Below are 12,434 nucleotides of genomic sequence, written 5' to 3'. Positions count from 1 at the left end.
CTCCGGCTGGCCCGTCGCGTTCATGCCGGCGGGCTTTTTTTTGGCCGGTGACTGAGGCCGGATAAAGGTCATTACCCTGAAGCTACCCTGCCCCGCCTTCTCCGGACACGCTGGCCGCCTGCCTGACGGGCCTCAGGCACACGCGGGCATCCTTTCGGTCTGGTAGCGTGCCTTCAGTGAGAATGTCAGGAAAGTCTCTCGCTGGGCCTGTCGCGTAATGTTAAATTTCCTGAACTGAATCAGGTTAACACAGGGAAATGACGATGTTTAAGGCGCTTGTGACAGGAAAACTGAGTCTGGCGAAGACATTCTGGGGATGGGGATTTGGCGGAAACGCGCTGATTGTGGCCATCAGCAAGGCGGGCGTCTATGCCGGGCAGTACTGGCTGCTGCCGGTGAGTCACGTACTGCAGGCCCTGCTTTCACTCGCGGTGCTCTCCGGACTGACGTTCATCCTGAAAGAGAAGCACACCATTCCGGGAGTCGTGCTCGGGGGCGTGGCTTTTGCCATTTTTCTGGTGCACTTCATTCTGAGCGCAATATTTGCCGTGCGCTTTTCGTCGGTGATTTTTTTCTGATCGCCGGCAGGTCTTCAGCCGGGATGAAATTAAAAAAACCGCCCGGTACCGGGCGGCTGAACAATCAGGCATTCAGAAGGTTGCTTAACTTGCGGAACCCTCAGCCTGGTCGTTCAGGAGCATACCTGCAAGCGTAAGCGGTAACCTTTTTGCTTAAACGGATGAAACCCTCTCCTGTCCGGGCGCTGATTATGCTGAGGATTCACGCCCGGTCACACACGGAATTGATTTGCTTACAACACAGTTCCCGGACGTGACTATGCTTCCTGCTGCTGCACACAGACGTGTCAGTCTGAAGATGGTATTTCTTGATTTATTTAGCCCGGTACGCCGGGCATTTTTCAGCTGCCCTGACTGAGCATTCTCCGCTCAGACATGGCCTGGCGGACCAGCCAGAAGCCGGGTGAGTAGAACGCACGCCCCAGCTTTTCCGCAACGGCCGGTGTCACGACCAGTATGTCACGCAGAATAAGGCTGACCTCATTCTCCCGCAGGCCGGAGCGACGGCAGAGCCCGTCCGTGTTCATGCCGTATTCAGCCAGCAGAGACGCCAGAAAACGGCCCACTGAATCCTGCTCTTCCATCGGGCTTTCCTTCAGCCGTGAATGTTGTCTGAGCATAAAACACACCCCCCGCCCGTTCAACATTTATACAGCCCGGTAATCCTGCCCTTAAAACGCGAGGTGACCACGCTCGCCGCAGGCCAGGCTGAGGCGTACCGCAGCGGAGCGAGGAACGAACAGCCGGGACGAGGAAGCGTCATTTCACTTATGTCAGCAACGACTGCTTACGCGCTTCCCTGACTGAAACTGCCCGACAAAAAAATCATTAGCCTGCTCAGTAAGATAGGCATCGCCTCATCAGCGTACCGTTTCGTTCCCCTTGCCATGCGCTTCCGGCTCAATAATACTGTTTTTATATACAGTATCATTTAGGGAGGAAATTAACTATGCCAGATTCATTCATTACCGCACCGGCTTCAGCCCATTCAGTCCGGAGAGCGGCACCATGAAAGCGACATCCTCTCAGGGCGGGCTGACGCTATTCAGGCCTTCCGATATCCGTTCCGTCATGCGCATCCCGCTGTTTGTTGAACGCTGCGCGGCCGGTTTCCCCTCTCCAGCAACCGACTATGTCGAGAGCGAACTGGACCTGAACGAGCTCTGCATCACCCACCGGGCCGCCACGTTTTTTGTGCGCGCCAGCGGCAGCAGTATGGAAGACCTGGGACTGTATGACGGCGACGTGATGGTCGTCGACCGCGCGAAAACAGCCATCCACGGCGACATTGTCATTGCGGAGGTCGGCGGGGAGTTCACCGTCAAACGCCTGCAGCTGCACCCACAGATTGCGCTGCGCCCGATGAACCCGGCCTATCCGGTGATATACCCGGAGGAGCTGCACCTGCTGGGCGTGGTCACCTGGTTCTTCCACAATACCGAGGCGCGCCGGAGGTAACCATGCCGATGTTTGGTCTGGCTGACGTCAACAGTTTCTATGCGTCCTGTGAGGCCCTTTTCCGGCCTGACTTGCGGGGAAAACCCGTTGTGGTCCTTTCGAACAACGACGGCTGCGTAATCGCAAGAAGCAAAGCGGCCAAAGCCCTGGGTATCAAAATGGGGGTGCCATGGTTTCAGTTAAAAGCGCAGCATTTACCTGAAAAGGTTCACATTTTCAGTTCTAACTATGGGCTTTAGTAAGTTAAGTGGAATGCAACATTGATCGTATAGACTTTGAACAGCAACGCTGACCTCAGAGGTAAACGCAATGACGACTCCACTAAACAACAGTGCCATTTTACTGGCGGAACGCTGGCTGAAGCTGCTGTCCGACCTGGGGCGGGCACCCGCCACCCTGACCGCCTACCGCGCAGCCCTCTGTCATTATTTTGCGTTCTGCAGCCGGAACAGGATTGAACCTGAAAAGGTCAGGTTTGATGACATGGCTGCCTACATCCGTCCTCAGTTACCCGGTATGCCTTTCCCGGCCGCAAGCGCCACGCTCCAGCTGCGCCTGTCGGCTGTCCGTCTCTGGTACGACTTCCTGATGTATCTTGACCTGTGTAAGGTAAATCCGCTGCCCCGTTCCGGCACGCCGGGCATGCTGTGTTCCGCACGGGGCTGGTTCCCCGTATCGTAAAGCTGCCGCGTATTCCTGACGATGCACAGTGGCAGCTTTTTCAGGCTCATGCCGCGGATTCTCCGCTTCGTGACCGGCTGATGCTGGCGTTAACCTACTGCGGTGCGCTGCGACGATCGGAAGTCACCGCGCTGAGTACTGATGACCTTGACTTTGCCCACCGCCTCATCCGCGTCCGGGCTGAAACCACCAAGAACCGTCATGAACGGATTGTCTGTTACAGTCCCGCCCTGACGCCGGTGCTGGCGGCTCATCTTTTACAGATGAAGCTGTCGGGGATGGTAAAAGGAGCCCTGTTCCGCTCTCAGTCCGATCGTAATCAGGGGGCACCGCTCTCTTACTGGAGCTGGAGCAAAACGGTACGGAAATGGGCGCTTGAGTCAGGGCTGCCCGACATTTCAACCCATACTTTCCGCCACCTGCGGTTGACGCATCTGGCCCGTGCGGGCTGGAAACTGCACGAACTTGCCACCTACGCAGGTCACCGTGATCCGCGCACCACTCAGATTTATATTCACCTTTCCGGCAGGGATCTTGCCGCCCGGATGGCAGGCGCGATTGAAACGGCAGATATCAGGATGGCGAACCTCATTTTCGGCACGGAGGAATAATATGGCAGCGTCTGAACAGCCTGAGAATGTGTGGCTTCCCTTCGACCTCTCCGCTTACAGGCTTGATGCTTTACTGACTGAGCCTGAAAAGGCCGCACTGGCCACCTCTCACAGCCGGGGCAGGCTGCTGCGGATGAAACCTGCTCCTGAGTTTATCAGGCCGCTGAAAGACATCGCAGCAGAAAGCGGATGCAGCCGCGAGGTTGCTGACCTGATAATACTGGACCTCCTGCGTGAGATGCACCTTTCGGGTATACCGTACTGGCGATGGCCGCAGGAACGCTGGCAGACATTCAGCCGGACGGACGGAAAAGGACGGCCGCTGATGGCCGCCTTTGCATGGCATTTCGCCGGACGGTATGATCCCCTCAGCCTGCCAGACATCAGAAAACCTGCCCTGTATACCTGTGCCATTTTTGGTCAGGCTATTTACTTCCGGGAGCTTCACCGCCTGACTGAAACCCTGAAATCGCTGGGCTATGCTGCGGGTAGTCAGGTCACGCATCTGTCGGGCATACTGGCCACGCTGATGGTCATGAACAGAGATCCCCGTCTTGAAACCTTTACGCCTGAACTGCTGTGGGAAGCCCAGAACAACACAGATAGCGGGACATCCCGGTACATTGGCCGGATTTCACACGGCCTTGCTGCACTGGGCATCTTCAGCGCCCCGATGAGGATGCGTAATTATACCCGATGGTATGAAAAGCCCGTCGACGGGATCGATCCGGCCTGGGTCAGGTGGTGCCGGCGCTGGCGGGAAACGTCTGTGCTGAGGCCTCGCACCCGCGAAATGCAGTACAGCTTTATACTGCGCTGCGGCCTCTGGCTGGCAGAGGCCCATCCGGAGGTACGGGAGCCCGCAGACTGGACCATGGAAGTCTGTGCCAGCTATATCGCGGCGGTCGGCCGGATGAACGTGGATGAGCTGCAGCTGGGCACGGAAAGAGGTGTCCGGAAATCAGCGCGTTCTGGCGAGCCTATGATGCCTCACTCCCGTGCAAATTTTATTTACTCTCTCCGTCGCTTTATGAATGACTATGAGAACTGGGGATGGGGGCGTCTGCGTTTCAGTCCTGCCCGTCATCTCTCCACACCGGATAATTCTCTGTTCCGCCGCGGAGTCAATCCGAGGGTTATCGACGATCCGGTCTGGCTGAAGCTGGTATGGGCCAGCCTGAATCTGCGTCAGGAAGACCTGTTAACTGAAATACATTACCCGCTGGCCATGCTACAGGCGATGGCTGTAATCTGGACCCATGCGGGGCTCAGGAAGGGTGAACTGCTCAGGCTGACCACAGGATGTATCACACCGCAGGCTGAAGATATTGTGAAAGAGGACGGCAGCATCATCCCGGCCGGTACCCTGTGCTACCTGCATATTCCCGTCGGAAAAACCTCAAAAGCATTCACGAAACCGGTGGCGGCAGTAGTGAAGAAATATGTTGATGCCTGGCTGGAAAAACGGCCGTCAGAACAGGCCATGCTTGCTGACGAGCGGACCGGTGAGAAAGTCCGGTTTCTGTTTCAGTACCGGGGAAAACCTGCCGGCGGCGACGTCATCAACCGCACGCTGATACCGATGCTGTGTGCCAGATCCGGGGTTCCCGCTGAAGACAGCGGCGGAAAAATAACGAGTCACCGGGGACGCGCCTCAGCCTTGACCGCACTGGCCAGCGTACCGCAGGGCATGTCACTGTATGAACTGATGCAGTGGGCAGGCCATTCGACGCCCCAGTCCACCATGCATTATCTCCGTATCCGCCCGACGCAGCTGGCTGCCTCGTTTGTAAAAGCAGACAGAGTCACGCACATGATCAGCGTACTGATAGACCATGATCCCGAAGCCGCCAGTCTGACCGGCCCTGCAACGTATTATGATTTAGGTGATTCATACTGCACAAATCCGTTCTGGAGCAGCTGCCCGCACCGGATGGCCTGCATCGGCTGCGATTTTAACCTGCTGAAGGACAGCGCGCGCGGGCTTATTCTGGAGAGTAAAGCATCCATCCGGCGTTACCTCGAAGAGGTCCCGCTCACTCCCGATGAGAAAGCCGTACTGGAGCAGGATGCTGAAAAGGTTGAGCAGGCTCTTACAAAATTGGGCCCACAATCCTGAGTGCTCAAATGCTTACAATGTCCGGTCTGAGGGTGTCAGTTCAGAGTCAGTACAGACGACCGAACGTCGTATTTGATATGAATCTGATTATAGCGGGCGTTATGACGTAACTGATGGAGCAGCAGATGAGAAAACAGAAGCGATGTATGGGGTATGTGGCTGTCGTGGTCGATGACTACGATCGTGCAATTGAGTATTACACTGATAAGCTGGGCTTTACCCTGATTGAGGACACGCCGCAGCCGGGTAAGCGCTGGGTCGTGGTGACGCCGGACCCTGACAGCGACTGTGCTATTCTTCTTGCCCGCGCGTCGAACGACCGGCAGGAAGGCTTTATCGGCAACCAGTGCGGCGGACGGGTTTTTCTGTTCCTGCAGACCGACGACTTCTGGCGCGACTACAATGCTATGAAGGCAAAAGGCGTCCACTTCTGTCAGGAGCCGCGCGAGGAAGAATACGGAATGGTTGTCGTGTTTGAGGACATCTATGGCAATCGCTGGGACCTTTACCAGAACAGGCAGACCTGAAACTCTGTCACGACAGTGTCCCGGATTTAGGGGAAGCCTTACAGGCGTAAACCCTGTCGGATCAGGCCCGCAGAGAGCGCTTCTGAACAATATACTGAACTGTCTGACCTCAGTGCAGCGGTCGCTGCACTGAGGTCTCCCCTGGATAGAGGCCGTACGGTCCGGGTTAACCACACAGCGTCATGATATAAAATCCGGCCGCCGTCATGGCCAGCGAACCCAGCACGTGTATCAGCACCGAGGCGGCTGCCCAGGCATAGCTGCCTGACTGCAGCAGGGCAAAAACCTCAGCTGAGAATGTGGAGAAGGTCGTCATTCCGCCACACAGCCCGGTGGTAATGAGCAGCCGCCAGGCCGGATCGAGGCCGGGATGGCGCAGAAAATACGCCAGCGCCGCCCCGATGATAAATCCACCCAGCAGGTTGACCAGCAGCGTCCCCGGCGGCAGGTCCGGAAAAAACGCGTTCAGGCGCGCGCCCAGCTGCCAGCGGATAACACACCCTAAAGCACCGCCGGTGATGACGGCAAAAAGCTGATTCACGTTCACTCCTTTTTTTTAATATTCAGAACATAACGGCACACGACCTGTGCGGCCGTATCCATTTCATATACAACCGGCACGCCGGTCGGTATGTGCAGCTGTGCCACGCTGTCGTGGGGCATGCCGTTCAGAAAGATGGTCAGGGCGCGCAGCGTGTTGCCGTGCGCCACAATCAGAACGGTACTTCCGCAGCGCAGCTGTGGCACCACAACGTGGTGCCAGTATGGCATGACGCGACGCAGGGTCATTTCCAGGCTTTCCGTTGCAGGCAGGTCGGCCAGCGCAACGCGGCGATAGCGCAGATCCCGACGCAGCTGCGCCGGAGCCTCCGCGTCTGCGGGCGGAATGCCGCTGAAGCTTTTGCGCCATAGCCGGACGGTCTCTTCCCCATCATCCGGGCAGCGTCGTCCTTGTTCAGCCCTGCAGCGCACCGTAGTGGCGCTCGTTCAGTCGCCAGCTCTTTTCCACGGGCGTCCAGCTTCGGTCAAGACGGTCCAGCACCCGCCAGACCGTGTGAACGCAGCGTGTCATCACCGAGGTGAAGACACGGTCGGGCATAAGGCCCGCTGCCCGCAGCGCGTCACCGGCCCGGTCGGCCTCCTGCCGCCCCTGACCGTCAGCGGCACGTCCGTCCAGCCGGTAAAACGGTTTTCCCGGTTCCACTGGCTTTCGCCGTGCCGCAGGAGGATCAGCGTTGCAGGGGCCACAGGCATTCCTTCTTTGCCGGACGGGGACCGTCCGGCGGATGTGTTACGTGCGGCGCACAAACGCATGAAGCCCGCGTAGTGCGCGTCCTCACCCAGCGCCTGCTCAATGCGCATCAGCTGGTTGTACTTTTCCACGCGTTCGCCGCGGCACGGCGCGCCGGTTTTCAGGTGTCCCGCGCGCAGGGCCACCGTCAGATCGGCAAGGAACGTGTCCGTGGTTTCCCCGCTGCGGTGAGACATGAACGCACCCCAGCCGTGCCGCTGGCAGAGAGCCACGGCGTCCAGCGTTTCGCTGAGCGAGCCTATCTGATTGAGCTTGATCAGCGCGGCGCTGGCGAGGTTTTCGTCAATGCCGCGCTGGATGTACTTCACGTTGGTTACAAACAGGTCGTCACCAACCAGCTCGGCCCTGCCCGCAAGCTGCTGGTGCAGATGCTTCCAGCCCGCCCAGTCGTCCTCGGCCAGGCCGTCTTCCAGCAGGATGACCGGAAACTGGTCCATCAGCTCGCCGTAGTATGCCGTCATTTCCGCCGCGCTCAGCGCGCTGCCCTCGGTGCGCAGATGATACTGACCGTCAGCGAAAAACTCACTTGAGGCAGGGTCCATGCAGATGCTGATGTCCTCTCCGGGCCTGTATCCCGCCTTCTCAATCGCCTGTACGATAAACGCCAGCGGGTCACGGTTCGACGACACGGCGGGCGCAAAACCGCCTTCGTCGCCCACTGCCGCTGAGAGTTTTTTGTCCAGCAGGATCTGGCGCAGCGCCTGGTAGACCTCGCTGCCCTGACGCACGGCCTCGCGCAGCGTGGGTGCCCCGTGTGGCGCTATCATGAACTCCTGGAAGTCCGCGCCCTGACCGCGGGCGTGCACGCCGCCGTTGATGATGTTCATGCACGGCACGGGCAGCAGATTCGCCTGCAGGCCCCCCAGGTAGCGCCACAGCGGCTCGTGCGAGGCCTGTGCCGCCAGCCGGGCCACCGCCAGCGATACGCCCAGAATGGCATTGGCACCCAGGCGACTCTTGTTCTCCGTGCCGTCCAGCATCAGCATGATGTTGTCCAGCTGCCGCTGCTCGCGCACGTCCAGGCCGCGCACGGCTTCGCAGATTTCCGTATTAACCGCCCTGACGGCATCCAGCACGCCTTTGCCGCCAAAACGTTGTGCGTCACCGTCGCGGCGCTCTGCGGCCTCGCGCGACCCGGTGCTGGCCCCGGAAGGCACCGAGGCGCGTGCCATCATCCCGTCCGGGGTCCGGGCCTCAACTTCAACGGTGGGGTTGCCGCGAGAGTCAAGAATTTCCCGGGCGGTCACGTTATCCAGTGTAAAGTGCATAGCGTTTCTCCCGGTTTAGTCATTCAGGTGAGTAATAAGCACATCCACCGTGAGGTGGTTGATGTATTCCGCCGAGCGGGACGTCAGCATTCCCATAAAGCGGTTGCGGTGCCGGCAAGCACGAGGTCCACGCCAGCTCATTGATGCACTTCTCCACGTCCTCAAAGCGGCGCATGGTCACCAGCTCCCGCGTGTCTACCGCCTCAGGCACGGAGGCCGCCAGCTCGCTCATAAACGCTTTGGCTTTCAGCACCTCTTCCGACACGACGTCGTCCATCAGGCTGTCGGACACGTAGTTCATTTCCCGGTAGTCGTCGCTGATGTGGGCCAGGGTGATTTTCATGCCGAGCGGCTGCGCCAGCGCGACCGCCCGTTTCAGCAGGAGGGTGCCGTCGTCTTTGTCGTTCACAAGTATCAGTGCGTGGGTGTAGCAGGTCATAATGAACTCCCGTTCTGGTTAAGGCGGGACTCAAGCCACGGCAGAAGCTGTTTTTTGCGGCTGAGCATGCCCGGTACGGAGCAGGAGGCCGCGTTAACGCTCTCCCGCCCGGCGAAGTAAAGCGTTGAAAACCCGGCGCGAATGTCGGTCAACATCAGCACCGTCAGCCCGGCACCCGACTGGTCCGCCAGATACGCCAGGGCAGCGAGCAGGTCGTCCATCACGGGGGCAACCTGTGTCGGTGAGCTGACCTCAATCTGGGCAATGCGCACGTCGGTGCCGGCAATGACGAAGGCCTTGAGGTCCCTGCCCAGCAGCTGCTGGGCGCTGAGGCCGCTGACGTCCGTTTTGGCGGTGAGGAGGTCACGGGCGAAGGCTCTGCGGTTTACGCCGGACAGCACGCCCAGTTCGGTCGCCGAACGGATATCGTCTTCGGTGGTGGTCGGCGAGCGAAGATTCACGGTGTCACTCAGGAGTGCACCCAGCAGAAGCACGGCGAGCGTCGGGGGCAGCGTGCGGCGCGCTTCAGCGTCCATCAGCAGCCAGAGCAGCGTGGCGCTGCTGCCAACCGGGCGGATATGCACCTCCGGCGGCAGTTGCGTTATCAGCCCGCCCAGCCGGTGGTGGTCAGTGATGCCACGACGTTGCTCCGGAGCAGGTCGTCAGGCCCCTGCGCCGGCTCGGTGAAATCGACCAGCCACACCCGTTCATCCTGCAGCGGAATAGCGAGCAGCGGCGGCAGCGTAAGACCGGCGGTGTCAAAGATAAAGCGGGTTTCCCGGTTAGCCTCGCCGAGACGCCATGCGCGGGCGTCCATGCCGCGCCCGGTCAGCCAGTGAGCGGTGACGACCGCCGTGCAGATGGCGTCGCTGTCAGGATTGATGTGGCCAAAAACGTGTATCAAGGGTCTCTCCCCGTAAAGGGAAGTACGCAGGCCGGGAGGAAAGTAAGGACGGCCTGACGCACCTCCTGAAAATCAAGAGTCACATCAGGCGTCATCAGCTCCGGAACGGAGCGGTTGGGAAAGGTGGAACGCCATCACCCTGTACTCTGAGTATAGAGCCAGACGGAAAGCCTGTCAGTATTATTCTGCTGGCACCCTCAGCCCGCCAGCGCAGCGCGTGCTTCGCGGAGCACCCGGCGGATGTTTTCCGGCACCGCCGGGCTTGTGCAAAGTGAAAGCGGACTGGGGTGAGGCATCTTCAGCACCGTGACGCCGGGGCACTGATGACTGACCGTCCCGCGGGCCTGAGCCGCTACGGCACCGGCCAGCACCACCACGCGCAGCGCGGGCAGATACGCCAGCACGTCCTCAAGCCAGGCGCAGCCGCTGCGGATGTCCGCCGCTGAGGGCCGTTTCTGCGGCCCGTCGCTGACCCAGGGCACCGTATTCCACAGCACGCTGTCCGGCGCGCAATACCGGCTTCCGCCAGAAACCGCCCAGGTTCTGCTGGGCCGGCCCCGGGTTATCCCGCGACACAAACCGGGGTGACGGGCTGCTGCGCGCCGGCGACTGCAGCAGGACGAGCAGTCCGGCCCCGGTCCCGCCGTCGGCCGGATCAAACCACGGCAGCTCCACGCCGTGCTGACGCAGCCCGCTGACCCAGCGATTCAGCGCGGCCACGTGCGGCGCGGTGACTGCCGCGAGGCGTTCCTCGCGTAAAACGGGTCCAGCAGCGACGTGCAGGTTTCACTCACGGCTTCCGGTCCAGGCCTGCCAGACAGGGGGAAACAAACAGTTTCCCGCTCCATGCCCCGCGCACCGTCTTCACCGCGACCAGCAGCCACATGGCGGCCAGCATGACGACAAGAAGCGCACCGAAGCCTTTAAAGAACGCCAGGTCAACGAGGGTGGACAGCTTCAGCGTGGCGACCGTGTACACGCCCAGCGGAAGGTAAAGCCCCACCATCCCAGATTGAACGGAATGCCTTCACGGAAGTATCGCACGGTTATCAGCGTGGCCAGCAGCATCCACCACAGGCCGCAGCCCCAGAAGAGAATGCCGGCAACGAACCCCACGCCTGCGCGATATGACCGATTTCCGGCATGCCCGCCGCGGCAAACACCCGGGCGCATCTCCGCCGATGACCAGCATCCCAGCGAGCCGGTACCAATCGGCCCAGTGCCAGCCAGCTTGAGGCCGCCATGCTTTCGTGTGGTAGCTTGTGCAGCGCCATACGCAGCAGCAGGATGGCGGGATGCTCAGCGCCACCGGCACGAGTACGCCCACAGCACGTAGCTGGTAATAATGATGCCGAGCTGCGCGTGGGGGTCGGCAATGTGCGGTGCAGCAGGCCGCCACTGACTGCCGCAACCTCGGCGGCCACGACCGGCAGTAACCAGACGGCGGTCATCTGGTCAATGCTGTGCTGCTGCCGGGTAAACATCATGTAGGGATAACACGCCACACAGCAGCGACATCGCACGTCCAGCCACCACAGGGCGTGCGCTACGGGATAGACGTCAGCCCCACCGGGGGAGGCCCAACGCCAGCAGCCCGTTGATGATGGTGGCCATGCCCATCGGGATGGTGCCGAAGAACATGGACACCGTTGAATGGCCAAGATGCGCTTTGCCTCACCGAAGTACATCACCCAGCGGGCCAGATACATCACGGCAAAGACGCTGAACAGGAAGATGTTAAACATCCAGAGTCCCTCGGCGACGAGGCGTAATCCCGGAACCGGCCAGGGGAACTGCGCCAGAGACAGAGACAGGATACCGGTCCCCATGGTCGCGGCGAACCAGTTAGGCGTGAACTGACGTATGGCCTCTTTCGGGCTGCTCAGCGCGCTCAGCGGGCGCGCTCCGTTATGCAGGGTAAATATTTTATCGTTCATGCCGTAATCTCCTGAGTAGACAGAAAGAGTATAGGCACGTCGGGTTAAATCTTTAAAACAGGTTATTCAGTTAAAATAACCAGTAAAAGGTTAGACTCTCCCACTCCGGAAGGACCGTCACACCGCCGGAGTGAGGGAAGGACTGAATCAGGCCTGCGGCGGGCTTTTAATCGTGGCCGTGACGCGGTTCTTTTCAGGTCAACGACCGCAATGCTGAGGTCTTATTCAGCACCCACGCGCGGGCACACCGTTTGCTGAACGATGGCTGGACGGGCGCATCCAGTCCGGTAACGGTGGAGACCACCTTACCGGCGGCGGTATCAATAACGGAGAGGCTGTTGTCGCCCAGGTTGCCGCTGTAAACATAGCGGTTATCCGGCGTCAGGGCGGCACCGTAAGGATCCTGCCCCACGGGAATGGTTGCCGTAATGGCGAGCTTCTGTGTGTCAACCACGGCGATGGTGTTGCTGCCGCTGTTAGCCGCGTACAGTGTGCGGCCGTCGGCGCTGCTGAAATGGCGCGCAGCTTGCTGAAGCCTGTTATCTCGCCGCGAATCTCGCCCGTTACGGCGTCAACCAGGGTAATTTTATCGCCCTTAAA

Annotated in this window: 7 protein-coding genes, 8 pseudogenes and 1 riboswitch; of the genes and pseudogenes, 6 read left to right on the top strand and 9 right to left on the bottom strand. The window is 59.8% G+C overall.

Annotated elements, in window-relative coordinates; translation table 11 throughout:
• The first annotated feature begins 263 nt into the window (after positions 1 to 263).
• The gene (locus tag C1N59_RS23245; protein ID WP_394551550.1) at positions 264 to 578 is read left to right on the top strand and encodes a hypothetical protein; all 315 of its coding nucleotides are present in this window, start codon (positions 264 to 266) and stop codon (positions 576 to 578) included.
• Positions 579 to 919: 341 nt separating this feature from the next.
• On the opposite strand, the gene C1N59_RS23240 is transcribed toward C1N59_RS23245, so the two are convergent.
• Positions 920 to 1,198, bottom strand: a complete 279-nt coding sequence (locus tag C1N59_RS23240; RefSeq protein ID WP_394551548.1) for an XRE family transcriptional regulator — start codon at positions 1,196 to 1,198, stop codon at positions 920 to 922.
• 388 nt (positions 1,199 to 1,586) lie between these two features.
• On the opposite strand from C1N59_RS23240, the gene umuD reads away from it, so the two are divergent.
• The 5 genes and pseudogenes from umuD (at position 1,587) to C1N59_RS23215 (ending at position 5,974) form a co-directional block, all read left to right on the top strand.
• Positions 1,587 to 2,036 (top strand): translesion error-prone DNA polymerase V autoproteolytic subunit, encoded by a 450-nt coding sequence (gene umuD / locus C1N59_RS23235; RefSeq protein WP_394551546.1) that lies wholly within the window; start codon positions 1,587 to 1,589, stop codon positions 2,034 to 2,036.
• 8 nt (positions 2,037 to 2,044) lie between these two features.
• Positions 2,045 to 2,272 (top strand): annotated as a pseudogene (locus tag C1N59_RS23230) (DNA polymerase V subunit UmuC); the annotation flags it as partial.
• Positions 2,273 to 2,345: 73 nt separating this feature from the next.
• A pseudogene (locus C1N59_RS23225) lies at positions 2,346 to 3,328 on the top strand (tyrosine-type recombinase/integrase).
• 1 nt (position 3,329) lies between these two features.
• Entirely contained in the window at positions 3,330 to 5,447 is a 2,118-nt protein-coding gene (locus C1N59_RS23220) for a tyrosine-type recombinase/integrase (RefSeq protein ID WP_394551544.1), read from the top strand.
• A gap of 125 nt (positions 5,448 to 5,572) precedes the next feature.
• Entirely contained in the window at positions 5,573 to 5,974 is a 402-nt protein-coding gene (locus C1N59_RS23215) for a VOC family protein (RefSeq protein ID WP_014606795.1), read from the top strand.
• 166 nt (positions 5,975 to 6,140) lie between these two features.
• Here C1N59_RS23215 and crcB read toward each other — a convergent pair whose 3' ends face one another.
• The 8 genes and pseudogenes from crcB to C1N59_RS23175 form a co-directional block, all read right to left on the bottom strand.
• Positions 6,141 to 6,515, bottom strand: coding sequence for a fluoride efflux transporter CrcB (gene crcB / locus C1N59_RS23210; protein WP_199562916.1), 375 nt, complete (start codon positions 6,513 to 6,515; stop codon positions 6,141 to 6,143).
• Between the two features lie 2 nt (positions 6,516 to 6,517).
• Positions 6,518 to 7,222: pseudogene (locus tag C1N59_RS23205) on the bottom strand (2,3-diphosphoglycerate-dependent phosphoglycerate mutase).
• 43 nt (positions 7,223 to 7,265) lie between these two features.
• Positions 7,266 to 8,554, bottom strand: a pseudogene (gene eno, locus C1N59_RS23200) (phosphopyruvate hydratase).
• Positions 8,555 to 8,569: 15 nt separating this feature from the next.
• A pseudogene (locus C1N59_RS23195) lies at positions 8,570 to 8,993 on the bottom strand (universal stress protein).
• Positions 8,990 to 9,897: pseudogene (locus C1N59_RS23190) on the bottom strand (DHHA2 domain-containing protein). The pseudogenes C1N59_RS23195 and C1N59_RS23190 overlap by 4 nt, the downstream one beginning before the upstream one ends.
• 78 nt (positions 9,898 to 9,975) lie before the next feature.
• Positions 9,976 to 10,045, bottom strand: a riboswitch (Fluoride riboswitch).
• A gap of 49 nt (positions 10,046 to 10,094) precedes the next feature.
• Positions 10,095 to 10,394 carry a uracil-DNA glycosylase family protein gene (locus tag C1N59_RS23185; RefSeq protein WP_394551541.1) on the bottom strand — a complete coding sequence of 100 codons (300 nt, stop codon included), beginning with the start codon at positions 10,392 to 10,394 and terminating at the stop codon, positions 10,095 to 10,097.
• A 293-nt stretch (positions 10,395 to 10,687) separates the two neighbouring features.
• Positions 10,688 to 11,726: pseudogene (locus tag C1N59_RS23180) on the bottom strand (C4-dicarboxylate ABC transporter).
• A gap of 255 nt (positions 11,727 to 11,981) precedes the next feature.
• Positions 11,982 to 12,434, bottom strand: a pseudogene (locus C1N59_RS23175) (YncE family protein); the annotation flags it as partial.

The organism is Pantoea sp. SGAir0183 (genome assembly GCF_043545505.1).
The sequence above is the reverse complement of the archived record's forward strand: the minus strand, read 5'-3'. Positions and strand labels throughout refer to the sequence as shown.

Coding starts and splice junctions, on each gene's coding strand:
- C1N59_RS23220 (WP_394551544.1), top strand. CDS start 3,330: ATGGCAGCGTCTGAACAGCCTGAGAATGTGTGGCTTCCCTTCGACCTC.
- umuD (WP_394551546.1), top strand. CDS start 1,587: ATGAAAGCGACATCCTCTCAGGGCGGGCTGACGCTATTCAGGCCTTCC.
- C1N59_RS23245 (WP_394551550.1), top strand. CDS start 264: ATGTTTAAGGCGCTTGTGACAGGAAAACTGAGTCTGGCGAAGACATTC.
- C1N59_RS23240 (WP_394551548.1), bottom strand. CDS start 1,198: ATGCTCAGACAACATTCACGGCTGAAGGAAAGCCCGATGGAAGAGCAG.
- C1N59_RS23215 (WP_014606795.1), top strand. CDS start 5,573: ATGAGAAAACAGAAGCGATGTATGGGGTATGTGGCTGTCGTGGTCGAT.